The sequence below is a fragment of the Kitasatospora sp. SolWspMP-SS2h genome, from assembly GCF_003259315.1.
GTDB lineage: Bacteria > Actinomycetota > Actinomycetes > Streptomycetales > Streptomycetaceae > Kitasatospora > Kitasatospora fiedleri.
In genome coordinates this window covers 321,722-337,764 of sequence record NZ_QLLT01000004.1, presented here as the reverse complement: position 1 = coordinate 337,764, position 16,043 = coordinate 321,722, and the positions used below count along the sequence as shown (strand labels likewise).

The 16,043-nt window shown below is 73.9% G+C and carries 18 protein-coding genes and 1 tRNA gene; 16 read left to right on the top strand and 3 right to left on the bottom strand.

Annotated elements, in window-relative coordinates; all coding sequences use genetic code 11:
• Nucleotides 1-105: 105 nt before the first annotated feature.
• Together K353_RS07410 and K353_RS07405 are read left to right on the top strand one after the other, a co-directional pair.
• Nucleotides 106-176: transfer RNA gene (locus tag K353_RS07410), tRNA-Cys, on the top strand.
• 67 nt (nt 177-243) lie between these two features.
• On the top strand, nt 244-1,641 hold the full coding sequence (locus K353_RS07405) for an NADP-dependent succinic semialdehyde dehydrogenase (RefSeq protein ID WP_111552753.1): 1,398 nt from the start codon (nt 244-246) through the stop codon (nt 1,639-1,641).
• Between the two features lie 90 nt (nt 1,642-1,731).
• Here K353_RS07405 and K353_RS07400 read toward each other — a convergent pair whose 3' ends face one another.
• Complete coding sequence (locus K353_RS07400; protein WP_100834960.1) at nt 1,732-1,947, bottom strand: hypothetical protein; 216 nt, start codon at nt 1,945-1,947, stop codon at nt 1,732-1,734.
• Nucleotides 1,948-2,099: 152 nt separating this feature from the next.
• On the opposite strand from K353_RS07400, the gene K353_RS07395 reads away from it, so the two are divergent.
• From K353_RS07395 to K353_RS07360, 8 genes are all read left to right on the top strand, one after another.
• A complete protein-coding gene (locus K353_RS07395; RefSeq protein ID WP_111552752.1) occupies nt 2,100-2,768 on the top strand; it encodes a cupin domain-containing protein in 669 nt (222 codons plus the stop codon).
• The gene (locus K353_RS35350) at nt 2,765-2,947 is read left to right on the top strand and encodes a hypothetical protein (RefSeq protein WP_111552751.1); all 183 of its coding nucleotides are present in this window, start codon (nt 2,765-2,767) and stop codon (nt 2,945-2,947) included. The genes K353_RS07395 and K353_RS35350 overlap by 4 nt, the downstream gene beginning before the upstream one ends.
• A gap of 73 nt (nt 2,948-3,020) precedes the next feature.
• Complete coding sequence (locus tag K353_RS07385; RefSeq protein WP_111552750.1) at nt 3,021-4,181, top strand: hypothetical protein; 1,161 nt, start codon at nt 3,021-3,023, stop codon at nt 4,179-4,181.
• A 112-nt stretch (nt 4,182-4,293) separates the two neighbouring features.
• On the top strand, nt 4,294-5,127 hold the full coding sequence (locus K353_RS07380; RefSeq protein WP_233533429.1) for a hypothetical protein: 834 nt from the start codon (nt 4,294-4,296) through the stop codon (nt 5,125-5,127).
• A gap of 19 nt (nt 5,128-5,146) precedes the next feature.
• The gene (locus K353_RS07375; protein ID WP_111552748.1) at nt 5,147-5,755 is read left to right on the top strand and encodes a hypothetical protein; all 609 of its coding nucleotides are present in this window, start codon (nt 5,147-5,149) and stop codon (nt 5,753-5,755) included.
• Entirely contained in the window at nt 5,748-7,595 is a 1,848-nt protein-coding gene (locus tag K353_RS07370; protein ID WP_233533428.1) for an asparagine synthetase B, read from the top strand. The genes K353_RS07375 and K353_RS07370 overlap by 8 nt, the downstream gene beginning before the upstream one ends.
• Before the next feature lie 105 nt (nt 7,596-7,700).
• A complete protein-coding gene (locus K353_RS07365) occupies nt 7,701-9,023 on the top strand; it encodes an aldehyde dehydrogenase family protein (protein WP_111552747.1) in 1,323 nt (440 codons plus the stop codon).
• 62 nt (nt 9,024-9,085) lie between these two features.
• Nucleotides 9,086-9,886 (top strand): aminoglycoside phosphotransferase family protein, encoded by an 801-nt coding sequence (locus K353_RS07360; protein ID WP_111552746.1) that lies wholly within the window; start codon nt 9,086-9,088, stop codon nt 9,884-9,886.
• 558 nt (nt 9,887-10,444) lie between these two features.
• Here the strand turns inward: K353_RS07360 and K353_RS35345 are convergent.
• Nucleotides 10,445-10,591 carry a hypothetical protein gene (locus tag K353_RS35345; RefSeq protein ID WP_233533427.1) on the bottom strand — a complete coding sequence of 49 codons (147 nt, stop codon included), beginning with the start codon at nt 10,589-10,591 and terminating at the stop codon, nt 10,445-10,447.
• Between the two features lie 586 nt (nt 10,592-11,177).
• Between K353_RS35345 and K353_RS07345 the strand changes: the two genes are divergently transcribed.
• A complete protein-coding gene (locus tag K353_RS07345) occupies nt 11,178-12,179 on the top strand; it encodes a NucA/NucB deoxyribonuclease domain-containing protein (protein ID WP_111552744.1) in 1,002 nt (333 codons plus the stop codon).
• A 10-nt stretch (nt 12,180-12,189) separates the two neighbouring features.
• On the opposite strand, the gene K353_RS33715 is transcribed toward K353_RS07345, so the two are convergent.
• Nucleotides 12,190-12,657, bottom strand: coding sequence for a hypothetical protein (locus K353_RS33715; protein ID WP_146616419.1), 468 nt, complete (start codon nt 12,655-12,657; stop codon nt 12,190-12,192).
• 166 nt (nt 12,658-12,823) lie between these two features.
• Here K353_RS33715 and K353_RS07335 point away from each other — a divergent pair, with 166 nt between their 5' ends.
• The 5 genes from K353_RS07335 (at nt 12,824) to K353_RS07315 (ending at nt 16,029) form a co-directional block, all read left to right on the top strand.
• On the top strand, nt 12,824-13,252 hold the full coding sequence (locus K353_RS07335) for an HAD family hydrolase (RefSeq protein WP_111552742.1): 429 nt from the start codon (nt 12,824-12,826) through the stop codon (nt 13,250-13,252).
• 307 nt (nt 13,253-13,559) lie between these two features.
• The gene (locus K353_RS07330; protein WP_100834967.1) at nt 13,560-13,748 is read left to right on the top strand and encodes a YegP family protein; all 189 of its coding nucleotides are present in this window, start codon (nt 13,560-13,562) and stop codon (nt 13,746-13,748) included.
• 185 nt (nt 13,749-13,933) lie between these two features.
• A complete protein-coding gene (locus K353_RS07325; RefSeq protein WP_146616417.1) occupies nt 13,934-15,028 on the top strand; it encodes an NUDIX hydrolase in 1,095 nt (364 codons plus the stop codon).
• Between the two features lie 169 nt (nt 15,029-15,197).
• Nucleotides 15,198-15,578, top strand: a complete 381-nt coding sequence (locus tag K353_RS07320) for a DUF6188 family protein (protein ID WP_100834969.1) — start codon at nt 15,198-15,200, stop codon at nt 15,576-15,578.
• 73 nt (nt 15,579-15,651) lie between these two features.
• A complete protein-coding gene (locus K353_RS07315; protein WP_370447568.1) occupies nt 15,652-16,029 on the top strand; it encodes a GNAT family N-acetyltransferase in 378 nt (125 codons plus the stop codon).
• Nucleotides 16,030-16,043 lie beyond the last annotated feature (14 nt).

Sequence of the window (16,043 nt, the reverse complement as noted above, 5' to 3'; positions counted from 1 at the left end):
TCGTCACATTCCGGGGCAGGATCGGCATTCGGGTGAGTTCCGGGTGCGTCGGATTCCCGCTCCGGGTTTTCCCGCTGCTAGTTTCTGAGTCACGCGAGGGAGCCGGGTGGAGTGGCCGAGAGGCGAGGCAGCGGCTTGCAGGGCCGTGTACATGGGTTCGATTCCTATCTCCACCTCCTCGCTCCCCTCGATGTCCGCCCCCCGCCCGGTTGGCCGGGCGGCAGTCGAGGAAGGAATGGCCCGATGGCCATCGCCACCGTCAATCCGGCCGACGGCCGCACCGTCGAGGTCTTCGATCCGCTGGACGAGGCGGGCGTGGAGCGCCGGCTCGCCCGGGCCCAGTCCGCGTTCGAGTCCTGGCGGCTGACCACCTTCGCGCACCGGGCCGAGCTGATGCGGCGGGCCGCCGAGCTGCTGGAGCAGGCGAACGAGCAGGTCGCGCGGACGATGACGCTGGAGATGGGCAAGCCGCTGGCGCAGGCCCGGGCCGAGGCGGCGAAGTGCGCCAAGACGATGCGCTGGTACGCGGAGCGGGCCGAGGGGCTGCTCGCCGACGAGCACCCGGAGCCGGGCGACGTGGAGGACTCGGGCGGGGTGTCGGCGTACGTCCGGTACCGGCCGCTGGGGCCGGTGCTGGCGGTGATGCCCTGGAACTTCCCGTTCTGGCAGGTGGTGCGGTTCGCCGCGCCGGCCCTGATGGCGGGCAATGTGGGCCTGCTCAAGCACGCCTCGAACGTGCCGCGCACGGCGCTCGCGCTGGAGGAGCTGTTCGCCCGCGCCGGGTTCCCGCAGGGGTGCTTCCAGACCCTGCTGATCTCCTCGGGCACGGTCGAGGCGGTGATCCGGGACGAGCGGATCGCCGCGGTCACGCTGACCGGCAGCGAGGGCGCGGGCCGCTCGGTGGCGGCGGTGGCCGGGGACGAGATCAAGAAGACGGTGCTGGAGCTGGGCGGCAGCGACCCGTTCCTGGTGCTGCCCTCGGCGGACGTGCCGGCCGCGGCCGAGCGGGCGGTGACCGCGCGGGTGCAGAACAACGGGCAGTCCTGCATCGCCGCCAAGCGCTTCATCGTGCACACGGACGTGTACGAGGAGTTCCTGGCCGCGTTCACCGCGCGGATGCGGGCGCTGACCGTCGGCGACCCGATGGCGGACGGCACCGAGGTCGGCCCGCTGGCCACCGAACAGGGCCGCACCGACCTGGAGGAGCTGGTGGCGGACGCGGTGGCGCTCGGCGCGACCGCCGAGTGCGGCGGCGGCCGGCCGGACGACCCGGCGCTGGCGGACGGCTGGTACTACCTGCCGACGGTGCTGACCGGCGTCACCCCCCGGATGCGGATCCACCGCGAGGAGACGTTCGGCCCGGTCGCCACCGTGTACCGGGTCGCCGACCTGGACGAGGCCGTCGCCGTCGCCAACGACTCGCCGTTCGGCCTGAGTTCCAACGTCTGGACCCGGGACGACGCGGACCGCGAGCGGTGCGTGCGCGACCTGCGGGCGGGCGGGGTCTTCTTCAACGGGATGACCGCCTCGCACCCGGCCCTCCCGTTCGGCGGGGTCAAGCGCTCCGGTTACGGGCGGGAGCTGTCCGGTCACGGCATCCGGGAGTTCTGCAACATCACCACGGTGTGGTCCGGGAGCTGACCCGGCACCCGGCGCGGCCGTGAACCCGGGCGTGGCCGTGGACGCGGCCACCCCCAGGGCGGGCCGGGCTCAGGCGTGGTGCGGGTGGGCTCAGGCGTGGTGCGGGTGGGCGTGGCGGGGGTGGGCGTGCTCGTGGCGGCCGACGAACTGGGCGGCGAACGCGACGATGGTCACGCCCCACACCACCGAGAACACCACCAGCAGCCAGAGCTGGCCGACCTGCGGCGCGACCAGGCCCAGGCCCAGCGACAGGGCGAGCAGGAAGACCAGCGAGGAGTTGTGCTTGGCGGTCAGCCAGGCGGCCATTCGACGGATCGGGTTGGATTGCGGCGCTCCGGTAGCGGTCGCGGGCATCGCTCTCACCTCCGCAGAGTTCAACGTCTGTTCGAGTATCCCGCTGGTCAGCGCACCCGGCAGCCCGGGTAGCATCACGGCGAGTACCGACGAGGGGGTCGTTGATGCCGATACGCGGGGACCTGCGCGGGGGGCTGCGCGCGCTGGAGCGGCAGGCGTCCGGGCTGCCGGACGGCGCCGAGCTGTACCGGCTGCGCCCGGACGGGCGGGTGCTGCGCGCCGACCGCACCGGTGCCCGGGAGCTCGGCCCGCAGGACCCGAACAGCCGGCTGCTGCGCTTCATCGACGACCGGCAGTGGGCGCACTACTTCATCGGGGACGCCGCGACCTCCCCGGAACGCCCGTCGAACGCCACCTACAAGCTCGGCCTGGTCGCCCCGCACAGCGCGTTCACCCCGCACGCGCACGGCGGTGAGCACCTGGTGCTGGCGCTCGGCCCGGCCTCCTGCGGCCTGTACGACGCGCGCCGGCGGCAGGTGGTGGAGGTCCGGCTGGCGCCGGGCACGCTGATCCGGATACCCGGGCTGATGCCGCACTCGTTCGGCAACCGGGGCCGCGACCGGCTGGCGATCCTGGCCGCGAACACCGGCTACGGCATCGACCACGAGGACTACGCGATCACCGCCGAGGCCGCCGAGCGGCGCGGCGAGGACGGACTCGCCACCGCGCTGCGGGAGGTCGCGGCGGCCCAGCGCCCGGGCACGGTCACCCTCCGCGAGCGGCTGGCGCTCGGGCTGCGCCGGGCCGCCGCCGCGCTGGAGGACACCCGGTGAGGCCGACCGGGGCGGACGCCCGGTACGGCCGGGACGACTGGCTGGGCCGGTTGGGCCGGTCGGGCCGGCTGAGCCGGTTGGACTGGTCGGGCCGGGTGGGCTGGTCGGGCCGGGTGGGCTGGTCGGGCCGGGTGGGCTGGTCGGGCCGTTGCAACGCCCCGGCTGTCGGCCGCGTCTGATGGAGTGTCCGACGGCGGCCCGCCGAGATCAGCCCCCCGACCGAGGACGCCCGTCGCCCTGGGAGGACGCCCGATGATCTGTCCGCACTGCCACGTCGACCGCCGGCAGCGGGAACGCACCGGCCACACCTGCTCGAACTGCCGGAAGGTGTTCGCGCTCGATCCGAAGGTCGAGCCGGGGCGCCTGCACGACACCAAGTTCCGCGAGCTGGTGGCGAAGGCCGCCCCCGGCGGGCTGCGGATCACCGTCGAGCAGCTGTACTGGGTCAACGAACGCCGCCTGTACCGCTTCCCGACCGGGCAGGAGCGGCGCGGCAGCGTCACCGGCGGGACGGTGCTGGCGACGGCCGTCGTCCTCGCCGTCTCGCTCTCCGTCGGCGTCGGCGGCCTCGCCCATCTGCTGCTCGACCCGCTCGCGTTCCTCTTCGGCTGGCTGTCCTACCGGCAGTTCCAGGGCGCGAAGCAGTACCGCCCGCCCCGGCCGTTCGGCACCTGGGTGCGGCCGGAGGACTTCGAGCGGCGGGTCGCCGGGCGCTGGCGCCAGGTGTACGGCGCGCTCCCGGACGGGCTGGCGGAGCTGCCGACCGCCGACGTCCCCACCTGGCCGGCCGACCCGCGCGCCGTGGTGCTGTGCGAACTGCCCGCCGTGCTCGCCTTCCTGCGCGTCAACGGCTTCGCCGAACGCCACCGGGTGGCACTGGCCCGGACGCCCGCGCAGCTTCCGGCCGGACTGCCCGTGGTGGTGGTGCGCGACCTGTCGCTGACCGCGCTGGCCCGGACGGCGCGGCTGCGCGCCGAACTGCCGGACCGCCGGGTGGTGGACTGCGGGCTGCTGCCCCGCGCCGTCGACGTCCCCGCGCGGGCGGTGCGGCTGCGCACCGGCGGCGCCGAGCGGCCGGCGGTGCCCGACGCGCTGGCCGGCTCCCCCGGCTGGCGGCGCCTGCCCGACCGGGAACGGGAGTGGCTGCTCGACAACTGGTCCTCCCCGCTGATCGCCCTGCCGCCGGTGAAGCTGATGGCACTGCTGGACAAGGCCGTCGAACGGGCCGTCGCCGCCCCCGCCACCGCCCACGCCACCACCGTCCGGACCGGGGCCGCCGAGGTCGAGAGCCCGGCGGAGACCCGGCGACGGGCCGAACGGATCGGCTTCCTCACCTGGCCCCGGGCGATCCCCGCCCCGCGCACCGGAACCGACACCACCCCGGCCCCGCACCCGACGGACGGCACCCGATGACCGCGCGCACCACGGGCCCCGACCACCCGCCCGACCACCGCGAACCTGCCCGACGCCCTTCCGTCCCGCGCCCGTTCGCCCCGCGCGGGGCCGCCCGTCCGGGAGGTCCGCTGTGACACCGGCGATATCGGCGATACCGGTGCCCGACCGGCTGCTCGACCGCGCCCTGCGGTCGGCCGCCGAGCGCTGCGCCCGGCCCGGTGGACTCGCCTTCACCGCGCGGCAGTTGTACTACGAGACGGACCGGACGCTGTTCCCGCTGCACCGGGGGCCGCACCGCCTGCGGTACACCACCCGGCCGCTGCTGTCCGAACCCCGGTTCGCCGCCACGCTCGCCCGGCACCCCGGACTGGACGTCCTGCCGGACCCGGTGGCCCCCGCGCCGCAACGGCCGGGGCCGGAAGGCGACCTGTACGACTACGCCTTCCCCCGGCTGCTGGTCTGCCAGGACCCGGCGATCGCCGGGATGCTGCGCGCCAACCGCCTGCACCTGGAAGGGGCTTGCCCGGTCCTGACCCCGGAGCGGCTGCCGCTGGACGGGCGGCTGCTGGCAGCGATGGCGCGGGCCGACGGGGCGGTGGTGCACGTCCTGCACGACGCCTCCCCCGCCGGGCTGGAGTTGTTCGTCCGGGTGCGCGCGCACGCCGGGCCGCGGCTGCGGGTGCGCACGGCGGGGCTGCTGCCGCGGCACGCCGCCGCCCTGCACCTGGCCGCGCCGGGCGGACGACCCCGGTGCGCGGTCGAGGAGTTGCCCGCCGAGCTGCCCGCCGCCGAGCGGGCCTGGCTGGCCGGCGGCCGGGTCGCCGAGCTGGCCGCGGTCCGTCCGGCCCGGCTGCTGCGGGCCGTCCTGCGCACCGTCCGCGGCGGCGGCTTCGCCCCGCCCGCCCGTCCGGCCGCGCCCACCCGGGCCCGCGACACCGGCTTCCTGACCTGGCCGACGCCCTGACCCCCCGAGGACGTGGACGATGACTCAGCCACCCGAAATCACCTACAGCGACGAGCTGTTGGCCGACGGCACGGTGCACCGCCGGTACTCCGACGGCCGCAGCGAGTGGCGCAGTCGCGGCGCCGACGGCCGGGTCCACTGGCGGGACGACCGGGGTGACGCGGGCACCGACGAGCGGCTGGGCCGCGACCTGGTCAAGCGCGTCCACGCGGACGGCCGGGTCGGCTACGGCCGGGACATCGGCTACGGCCGCACGGTGTGGGGCCAGGGGCGGTACGTGCTGGTCAACCGCAGTTCGTTCCCGGGCCGGGTCGGCGTGGTGCTCGGCGCGCTGGGCCTGGGCGCGGGCGTGGCCGCCGCGCACTACGCGCCCGAACTCCTCTCGGCCGACGAGGAGGAGGAGCTGCGCCGGGAGGCCGAGCGGGCCCGCGCCGGGGGCGACGGCGGCAGCGGCGGGGACGGCGGCGGCGGGGACGGCGGCTTCGACGACGGGGGCGACGACCACCGGCACGACGACGGCTCCGACCCGGACGGGTTCGACTCGGGCGGGTTCGGGAGCGCCGGGGACGGCGCCGACGGCGGCGATCCGTCGGACAACGACGGCTGGGACGGGGACGACTTTGGCTGAGCAGCACCCCGGGACGACGGCCCGCACCGCGGCCCCGCCCGGCACCCCCGCCCGACCCCACCACCTCGACCACCTCGACCGCCTCCACCGCCCCACCCCTCCGGCCCGCTACGCGGTCAGCTCGTTGCCCGCTCCGGTCGGGCCCGAACCCGGCCTGGTGGCGGGCCCGTTCGAGGCGGGCGGGCGGCGGCTCGCGGCGGCACTGCTGGCCGGGGAGCCGGGTTTCGCGGACGGCCCGTTCACGGTGGACGGGCGCACCGCGGTCGGCGAGGTGACGCTGCACAACCGGACGGAGCTGCTGGCGGTGCTGGCCGCCGCCGGGCGTCCGGCCGAACCGTCCTGCCCGGACGGGGAGTTGCTGCTGCGCTGCTGGTCGGCGCTGGGCCCGGACGGGCTGCGGGCGGCGGACGGGATGTTCACCCTGGCGGTGCTGGACGGGCCGGACCTGGTGCTGGTGCGCGACCACGTCGGCGCCCGGACGGCGTTCCACTGCCGGACCACGGGCGGCGGCTGGGCGGCGTCCAGTTCGCTGCGCGCGCTGCGGACCCGCCCCGACGTGGAGACCGGGTTGAACCTGTCGGCGGTCCGCTCCTTCCTGACCTTCGCCTACCTGCCGGGCGAGGAGACCCTGCTGCGCGGCGTCCACGAGCTGCTGCCCGGCCGGGTGACCCGGCTGCGGCCGGACGGGCGGGTGGACGTCGAGGCGTTCTGGGAACCGCAACCCGGTTCTTCCGGCGGCGAGTTGACGGCCGGGCACTACGCGGAGGGCCTGCGGGAGCTGCTGGAGCTGGCGGTGGCGCGGCGGCTACCGGAGGGCGGGCGCGAGGTGGCGGTGCTGCTGTCCGGCGGGGTGGACAGTTCGCTGGTGACGGCGCTGGCGGCGCGGCTGCACGGGGGGACGGTGCGCACGTACTCGATCAGCTTCGGTGCCGAACTGCCCAACGAGCTGGGCTACTCGGGCCTGGTGGCCGCGCACTGCGGGACGGCGCACCGGGTGCTGACGGTGCCCGGGGAGCAGGTCGCGGCACGGCTGGCGGACACCGTGGCGCTGTTGGACAGCCCGGTCGGGGACCCGCTGACGGTGCCGAACCTGATGCTGGCGGAGGCGGTGGCGGGCGACGGCATCGCGGTGTCACTGAACGGCGAGGGCGGGGACCCGGTGTTCGGCGGGCCGAAGAACCTGCCGATGCTGGTGTTCGAGCTGATGCGGGACGACGACGCGGCGCAGGCCCGGGCGGACGCCTACCTGCACACGTACCGCAAGTGCTGGGAGGACCTGCCGGCGCTGCTCACCGGCGAGGCGCTGGCCGCGCTGGAGTCCGCCCCGCACCCGCGCCGACACGTCGCCCCCTACCTGACCGATCGCCGGTTCCCCTCGCTCCTGGACCAGTTGCTGCACTGCAACCTGCGCACCAAGGGCGCGCACCACATCCTCACCAAGGTGGAGCGGCTGACCGCCTCGCAGGGCGTGCAGGGGCGTTCGCCGCTGTTCGACCGGCGGGTGGTGGACCACGCGTTCGCCACCCCGCCGGGGCTCAAGCTGCGCGGCACGGAGGAGAAGTGGATCCTCAAGGAGGCGGTGCGCGACCTGCTGCCCGACACCGTCACCTACCGGCCGAAGAGCGGCATGCGGGTGCCCGTGCAGCAGTGGCTGCACGGCCCGCTCAGCGAGCTCGCCGCCGACCTGCTGCTCGGGCCGACCGCCCGGGCCCGGGGCCTGTTCCGGGCGGACACGGTGGAGACCTGGATGCGCGGCGGCGGGCTGCTGCTGCCCCGCCAGGGCGGCAAGCTGTGGCTGCTGCTCACCCTCGAACTGTGGCTGCGCGCCTACGACCTGTGAGAAACGCCACGAGAGGACCGGCAGGAATCCAGGTCGGAAGTCCCGCGGAAAGTCCCGTGAAGAAGTCCCGTGAAGAAGTCCTGCGCGAACGAGGGAGAAGCGCCGATGGAACTGATCGATCCCCGCACCGGCGGTGTCCGCCGCACCGTGGCGCCCGGCCGGGCGGACGAGGTGGCGGCGGCCCTGGCCGGGGCCCGGGCGGCCCGGGCCGGGTGGGCGGCGCTGGCGCCGCGGGAGCGGCAGCGGCGGCTGGGCGCGCTGGCGGAGCTGGTCGAGCGGCACGCCGGGGAGTACGTGGCGGCCGAGTGCGCCGGGACCGGGAAGCCGGTGGCGGAGGCGGCGAACGAGGTGGCCGAGGTGGCCGACCTGTTCCGGTTCTACGGGGGTGCGGTGCGGGCCGCGACGGCGCCCGCCGCGGGCGACTACCTTCCCGGGCACCAGAGTTGGGTGCGCTGGGAGCCGGTCGGGGTGGTGGCGGCCGTGGTGCCGTGGAACTACCCGCTGCTGATGGCGGGTTGGCGCTGCGCGCCCGCGCTGGCGGCCGGGAACTTGGTGGTGCTCAAGCCCGCCGAGACCACCCCCGACAGTGCGCTGCTGCTCGCCGAGCACGCCGAACAGGCCCTCGGTCCGGGCGTGTTGACCGCGCTGCCGGGCGACCGGGAGACCGGCCGGCTGCTGGTCGGCGCGGGCTGCGACCTGGTCGCCTTCACCGGCAGCCCGGCGGGTGGCGCGGACGTGGCCGCCCGGGCCGGGCTGACCCCGGTCAGCCTCGAACTCGGCGGCAACAGCCCGGTGCTGGTGCTGCCGGACGCCCCCGCCGACACCTGGCGGCAGCTGGCCGCCGCGTGCACGTACAACGCGGGGCAGAGCTGCGCCGCGCCCGCCCGGGTGATCGTGCTGGAGCCGGCCTACCGGGAGGCGGTGGCCGCGCTGGCCGCCGCGCTGGCCGAGCGGCGGGCCGGGCGGGACTTCGGCCCGCTCAACAACCCGGACCAGGCGGCCCGTTACGACCGCCTCCTGGCCTCGTCCGGGGCGAAGACCGTGCACACCGCGCCGGGACGCGGCGACGGGCTGTGGCGGCCCGCGACGGTGCTGGCCGACCTGCCGGACGACGATCCGGCGGTGGTCGAGGAGGTGTTCGGTCCGCTGCTGACCGTGCAGCGGGCCGCGACCCTGGACGAGGCGGTGGCGCTGGCCGAGTCCGTCCCGCAGGCCCTGGCCGCCTCGGTCTGGACCACAGACCTGTCCACCGGCCTGGCCCTCACCGACCGGATCTCGGCCGGCGAGGTCTGGCTGAACTGCCACCTCGCCCAGTCCGCCGAACTCCCGCACAGCGGCCGCCGCTCCTCCGGCGCGGGCACCGACCTGTCGGCGCTGGCCCTGCGCGAGTACCAGCGGCCCAAGACGGTCACCGCCCGGCTGCTCTGAGCCGCCGACAGCCGACCGCCGTCCGCCGTCCGCCGTCCGCCGTCCGGTGGGAGGATCGGGGCATGGACATGGACGGGGAACAGCTGGCGGGCGGGTGGGCGAACGCGGGGGCCGTGGTGCGGCGCGGGGACGTGGTGGAGCGGCCCGCGCCGCCGCACGCCGGGGCGCTGCACGCCTTCCTGACCGGGCTGCGGGCGGGCGGCTTCCCGGGGGCGCCGGTGCCGGTGGGCCCGGTGGCGGACGGGCGGGAGCGGCTGGAGTTCCTGCCGGGCGAGGTCGCCCTGCCGCCGTACCCGGCCTGGGCGCTGGGCGAGGACGCGCTGGTGTCGGTGGCCCGGCTGCTGCGCCGCTGGCACGAGGCCGCCGCCCGGACGCCGTTCGACCCGGCGGCGGCCTGGCCCGGCGAGTTCGCCGACCCGGAGGGCGGGCCGCTGCTGTGCCACAACGACGCCTGCCCGGAGAACGTGGTCTTCCGCGCGGGCGAGGCCGCCGCGCTGATCGACTTCGACTTCGCCGCCCCCGGCCGCCCGCTCTGGGACGTCGCCCTGACCGCCCGCTACTGGGTGCCGGTGCTCGACCCGGCGACCGCCGCCGAGACCGCCCGCGCCGACCTCGAAGTCCCGGCCCGACTCGCCCTGTTCGCCACCGCCTACGGCCTCCGGCCGGCCGACCGCCTGGCCCTGCCGACCGTCCTGGAACAGGCCACCGCCGTCTGCCGCACCTTCGTCGCCCGCCGCGTCACGGCCGGACACCCCACGTTCACCCGCTACTTCGACGCGTACGGCGGCTGGCCCCGCTGGGACCGCCTGCAATCCTGGCTCGCGGACCGACGCCCCACCCTGGAACGGGAGTTGGCCTCCTGACCCGCCCGCCCGACGGCGGGCAGGAGGCCCGGAGCGAGTGGGCGACCCGGCCCCCCGGATGGACGTCCCGGCGGGCGGCGAGCCGGCGACGTTCGCGCTGGTAGTCCGCCTCCAGCAGCAGACCCTCGTCGCGCAGCAGCCGCAGCACGGTCGCCTGCGAGACCCGGTGGCCGTCGTACCGGCACATCGCCCAGACCTTCCGGTGGCCCCGGGCGGGATGGGCGAGCGCGTGCCGGCGGGCGGTCTCCTTCACACTCTCGCGGGCCGGGCGTGGCCACGGCCCCCCGGCCTGCGCGCCTTGGCGTGCGCGGGCCTGGTGGCGACGCCAGGTCCGCTCGGGCACGCCGATGAGCCGGCAGAACCTCGCGGTGGGCATGCCCGCCTCGGTGCGCATCACCTCGAGGTCCGCGAAGGGCCGCCAGCCCTCCGCGGACTTCTTCCACACCCGCAGCTCGACCGCGGCCTCACCCAGCGCCTGGGTCAAATCGGCAACCCGGGCCCCGAGTGGCTGTTCCCGGGCGCCGGGACCGGACTTGCCCGCGAGGCCGGCCCGGCCGACTACAGGAACCGGCGTTTCCAGGTTCCTATCGACTGCCCGGACACCTTCGCCCGCCGCGTAGCCTCCGCGACGGTCATCTCACCGGCCAGGATCGACAGCACGATCCGGACCTTCTCCTGCGGCGGCAACGCCGGCGGTCTCACCATGATCGATCAGACTCCTTCAAGCAGCAGGACCCGCAACAAACGAGTCCTGCCACAAAGTCTGACGCGCGACAGGCTGATCACGGCGGGTCCCGGTCACCCCCGCTTGCGGCGTGCCCGCCGAAGGCGTGCCACGGTCGGCCACCCGGACCGGCCAGTCATCGCCCAGAACAAGCCAAGTGCGTACACCATCATATTGATCAAGCGGAGCCCCGAGTAGGGTTTTCACAGGAATTAGGCCAATCATGCCCGGGGGGTAGGATTGAATATACAATGGCGTCACCTCGCACTGGTTTCTGCGCTGACTGCGACAACCGCACTGACTGCGACTTCACCTGTTTACGCAGAAACGCATGGAAACATATCCATCGTCTCCTACTCAAGCTCTGACCCCTCCATCACCGTGCAGGTGGGGGAGAATATTTCGCACGTCCGGGAGCGGTTCTCCGCAGCAGGATCGGTAGAAATCGGAGGCACAGTCTCCCCGGCGGCCGGCATCGAGCCGAGCCCTTCGGTCGGTGAGAGCGGAGCCCCGCCACAGCGCGTGCCGAACGTTGCAGCAGGCAGTACGGCGGGAATCACAGGAATCGTGGACTTCAATGCTTGCCGGGCGAACCCCGATGCCGGGGTGCGAGAAGGCAAGGTCATATCCCGATATGACTTCTGTCGCTACCAGACGATCTATTCCATTGCAGTCAGCGCGAGCGGTCAGACCCTCGGGACGATCAGCTTCCTACAGACCGAGGTGACAACGGGATCCAACGGAACCAGGGAAGTCCTCAGCAGCGTCGAGATCACCGATATCCGCTACAGCGGCGTCTACACCGCCGCCAGCCAAATCCAGACTTACCGGGCGGCCGGCACTGGCGCGAACGACCCGGAATGCACCGTATCGGGGGGAACCAACCCTTACACCGCAACGGCCGCCCAGCTACAGGGAAACGGATTCCTCGGAATGAACATAACGTCTCCGCCAACCACCGGCGACGGGGACGACAAGATCAAGGTTTGCACCATCCAATGGTTCTACAAGATATTCTTCCCTGCCGGGACCTACCCCACTCAGTGGCTCTCCGGAGGGTTTAGCACGGTCCGATTCGACTCGGCTTCCTACCTGCCGTCCAAGCAGGGCGCCGTTTTCAGCGAGCTGACTCCCTCGATGACCATGAGCATGAGCGACACGCGCGTCAAGGGAGTTGCCCAGCACATCAACCAGGCATTCACCGACCCGGGAAGCACGCTCCCAGTGAAGTCCGACAACTCACCCAAGGTGATCCCGGGGAACGCCCAGCAGGGCTCCACGCTGTCTCGCCTCTACTCCGGAGCCAACCCGTTGGCCGCCCAGGCGTATGCCGACAATCGCAGCGCCGTGAGCAGGGCATGCACCCCCCTGCCCCACGGGCCGCTTGAGGAGTGCGACGAATTCCCGTTCGCATCGACATGGGAGGGGGCAGGCGTCGGCAACGGAAACTTCTCCGTCAAGTATGTCAGCGCGACTGAAAACAGCAACGCGGGATACGACCTTGCGAATTTCTACGGTTCGCAGAGAATCCTTCACAACGACACATTCAAGGTTCTGATCACCCCGTAGGGGCAGTCGGTCACCGGCAGGGCGAGAAGTAGAACCAATATTCCTCCAGTCCCTCAGGCACACCGAGGGGGCCCTCCTCGAAAGAGGGAGCCCCCTCCGGCCTCCTGCGGAATATCTGCAGCCACAAGGTCGACTGCGGTTCACCGAACTCAAGCTCAACACCAGCCGGACCAGAGAAAAGCGACCACAGCTCCACCGCGGCGCCCCGAGTGACATAGCGGTATGTGCCGATCATTTCCCAGCCGTGCGCCACTGCAAGAGCACCTTGACCATATTCCAGGGTGACTGAGGCGTAATGATCCTTGTACAGACTCCGCACTTTGACACGACCTTCGTCAACGGTGGCAAAGAACGGAGGGTTTGCGATCTCCAGAGCCGTCCAAGGACCGCCCCCTTCATCGAAGGGGTCGTCTTCCCAGAGGCCGAACTGGCTGTTCTCGACCGACACCTTGCCGCTGACCCGCCCTGGCGTACCCATGCTTCACATCGTGCCATGGGCGATGCGGCCCGGGAGGAAGTCGTAGAAAGTGACGCACTGCTTGGCCGACCAGCGCATCATCAAATGCCCGCCCCGTCAGCTCGCCTTCATCCGACCGTCTGCTCCAGCAGCTCCACGCCGCCCACACCCTTGACACCGAACCCTGGTGGCGAACGAGGCCCTGGAGCGCGGGGCGCAGCACACGAGGTCCGCCGACCGCGCCTCCTTCACCGACCTGGACCTCACCGTCCCCGGACCCTGGCTGCACGACGCCCCGCTGGCCGACCTGGACGCCCTATGCCACCGTCTGCGCAGCGACCTGGGGCTCCCCGCCCGCACCCAACTCGCCCGCCCCGTCCGACGCGTCGTGGCCGCCGCCCGCCACCTGGCCTCCATCCTCCCTGCCGCCGTCGCCTCCGCCAACGGCGGCGAAGTCGTCCGAGCCGGCCTCACCGCCACCGAGCTCGACCACCTCTTCCGCCACATCTTCGCCCGCAAACACGTCACCCACCGCAAACCCGCCCCCGGCGCCTACCTCCTGGCCGCCACCCGTCTCCGCGCCGATCCCCGCAGGTGTCTGGCCTTCCCCCGGTAGGGCCGATCGGGCACGAGGGTTCAGTAGTCACGTTCTGTCAACGGGCACATAGCGTGACACAGCCCCGGACGAAGCTCGAAGCACCGCCGGCTGACGACATACCGCCACCCCGTGCCCCCTCGCCTCAATGTGCAATGGATGTGAAATGAGGCAGCCGACAGCTCTCAACCATCGCGCCGCCCTCTCCCTTGGCGGTCCCGCCGCAGGCCCGGCCACGCACTCGGATGGCACACCCGGGAGGCGTGCAAGGGCAGTTGACCCTACGTTGGCCGTCGAGGGGGCTACCCAACGAGAGGTGTGCATTTCCATGGCTGGGAAGTTCGAGCTGTACGTGGACGAGTCGGGCAACCACCGCTTCCGCCTCAAGGCGAGCAACGGTTCGGTCGTGGTGATCGGCGAGCCGGAGGAGTCCCGCGAGCAGTGCCTGAAGAGCATCGAGTCGATCCGCAAGCTCGCGCCGTACGCGCAGTTGCAGGAGACTCCGGCGCACGCCTGACGGCGGCGCACCGGCCGGGAGCCGCGGGCGGTGGACCGCGGCGGGCCGGGAGCGCGGGCCCGTGACGACCGAGTTGTCGGTCCGTCACGGGCTCGTCGGCGTCGCGGCGGGGCCGGGCAGATCCAGTTCGGTTCGGTCCGGGGCATGCTGGGCGGGGACGGCCGGCGGCGGGCGAGGGGGTTGCGGTGAGCGGGCGGGAGATCATGGCGGCGGCGGGGGTGCTGTTCCCCGACGGGCGGGGGCGGCTGCTGGTGGTGCGGAACGCGTACCGGGCCAAGCACCCCGTCGCGGTGCCCGGCGGCGGCTGGGAGCCGGGCGACCCCTCGCCCCGGCACACCGCCGTCCGGGAGATCCGCGAGGAGCTGGGCGTCACGCCCGTGCTGCGCGAACTCGCCTGCCTGGACTGGTCGCGGGACCACGACCGACCGCCGGTCGCCGCGTTCCTGTACTGGGCCGACCCGCTGACCCCGGAGCAGCTGGCGGCCGTCCGGCTGGAGCGGGCCGAGCTGGACGCGATGGTCCACCTGCCGTCCGAGCTGCTGCTCTCCGCCGTGCCCCCGCTGCTGTCCCGCCGGATGGGGGCGTGCGTGCTGGCCCCGCGCGCCGCCGCCCCGCTGGAACTCGCCGACGGCCTGCCGGTCGGCCACTCCGCGCTGCACCTGCCGCCGCGCCCGGCCCCCGCGTACCTCGGCGCGACCGCCCTGGAGGGGCTGCTGCCCCCCGGCAGCGGGCGGGACGCACCGCCGCCGCCGCTGGACAAGGCGGCCTACTACGCGACCCGCCCGCGGGTCCGGGCCAAGGCCCGGACGCTGTTCACCGACCCGGACGGGCGGGTACTGCTGGTGCGCCTGGCGCCGTGGCGGGGCGAGTCGCCGTGGGTGCTGCCCGGCGGGTCGATCGAGGCGGACCGGGAGCTGCCCCGGGCGGCGGCCCGCCGCGAGACCCTGGAGGAGCTGGGCTGGCGGCACGAACCGGGCCGCCTGCTGGCCGTCGACTGGGTGGGCGGCCGGGCACCGGAGCCGGACGGCCGGACGTCGGAACCGCCGCACCTGTCGCTGGTGTACGACGGCGGGACGGCGGACCCCGGGATGCTGGCGGCGGTCCGGGTGCAGGAGGAGGAGATCGCCGAGTGGCGGCTGTTCACCCCTCGGGAGGCCGCGACGGTGCTGAGCCCGCCGCAGGCCCGGCGGCTGGCGGCCTGCCTGGCGGTGCGCGCCCTGCCGCCGACGGCCGGGCCGGTCGAACTCCTCGACGGCGCGCCCCCGGTGATCGGCCCCTGATCGGCCCCTGAGTGGCCCCTGAATGACGTTGCCGGGACGGGACGGTCGGCGGTTCGCGGCGGGTACCGGGGGCCCGGCCGGGTATGAATAGGCAGGTCGGGGCGGTGTCCGCCGGTGCGGCCGGCGGATCGCGGAGATCACGGAGATCGGGAAGACCGGGAGGTGCGGGGTGGGGAAGTCGCTCGGGTCCGAGCTGGACGGGCGTGCGGTGCGGGCGCTCGGCGGCGGCAGTCGGCTGCTCCTGCGCCTGGACGGCGAGCTGCTGCTGACGGTCGAGAACGACTTCCGGCTGCGGCACGGCGCGGAGGTCGAGCACTTCTACCCCGCGCTGGGCCTGACCACCTCCGGCGCGCTCGGGCGGCTCGCGGACGCCGTCATCACCGCGACGACCGTCACCCCGGCCGGGGGCCTGGAGCTCGCCTTCGACACCGGCCAGGTCCTCGCCGTCGCCCCCGACCCGGCCCCCGGCGGGCCGGTCCACCCCTGGCAGCTCTCCTCCCCCGCCGGGCTGCTGTGCACCGGCGGCCCGGACGGCTCGTTCGGCCCGTGAGGCCCGCGTCCGCCCGGTGAGGCCCGCCCTGACGGTGCGTCGCTGACGGTGCGTCGCGGGCAGTGCGTCGCGGGTGGTGTGCCCCGGGTCGGGTCCGGTACCCGCGTACATCAACTTGTTTACCGGACAAGGTTGTTGGGTGGGTATGGCGGCGCGCCGGACGTTGGCGGCCAGCCGGGGGCGGGTGCTGTTCGTCGACGACCTGGTGACCGATCCGGCGCTGCGCTCGGGCGGCGTCGGGTCCTGGCTGCCGGCCGAGTCGGCGCGGCGGGCGGCCCTGGCGGGCTGTGCGCGGGTGGAGCTGGACTCCGGGGTGGTCGACCAAGGCGCGCACCGCTTCCACTACGCGCGGCGGATGCCGGTGGTGGCGTTCCACTTCTCGCCGGACGTGTCGTCCGGCCACCGCCGAGCCGGGGAGGGGGAACCCCGGCGGCGGACCTCGCGTCACTAGGATGGCGGCCGGTC

What these genes read in the sequence shown, in the direction of transcription:
- K353_RS07405 (WP_111552753.1), top strand. Translation starts at nt 244, where the DNA reads ATGGCCATCGCCACCGTCAATCCGGCCGACGGCCGCACCGTCGAGGTC.
- K353_RS07400 (WP_100834960.1), bottom strand. Translation starts at nt 1,947, where the DNA reads ATGGCCGCCTGGCTGACCGCCAAGCACAACTCCTCGCTGGTCTTCCTG.
- K353_RS07395 (WP_111552752.1), top strand. Translation starts at nt 2,100, where the DNA reads ATGCCGATACGCGGGGACCTGCGCGGGGGGCTGCGCGCGCTGGAGCGG.
- K353_RS07385 (WP_111552750.1), top strand. Translation starts at nt 3,021, where the DNA reads ATGATCTGTCCGCACTGCCACGTCGACCGCCGGCAGCGGGAACGCACC.
- K353_RS07375 (WP_111552748.1), top strand. Translation starts at nt 5,147, where the DNA reads ATGACTCAGCCACCCGAAATCACCTACAGCGACGAGCTGTTGGCCGAC.
- K353_RS07365 (WP_111552747.1), top strand. Translation starts at nt 7,701, where the DNA reads ATGGAACTGATCGATCCCCGCACCGGCGGTGTCCGCCGCACCGTGGCG.
- K353_RS07360 (WP_111552746.1), top strand. Translation starts at nt 9,086, where the DNA reads ATGGACATGGACGGGGAACAGCTGGCGGGCGGGTGGGCGAACGCGGGG.
- K353_RS35345 (WP_233533427.1), bottom strand. Translation starts at nt 10,591, where the DNA reads ATGGTGAGACCGCCGGCGTTGCCGCCGCAGGAGAAGGTCCGGATCGTG.
- K353_RS33715 (WP_146616419.1), bottom strand. Translation starts at nt 12,657, where the DNA reads ATGGGTACGCCAGGGCGGGTCAGCGGCAAGGTGTCGGTCGAGAACAGC.
- K353_RS07330 (WP_100834967.1), top strand. Translation starts at nt 13,560, where the DNA reads ATGGCTGGGAAGTTCGAGCTGTACGTGGACGAGTCGGGCAACCACCGC.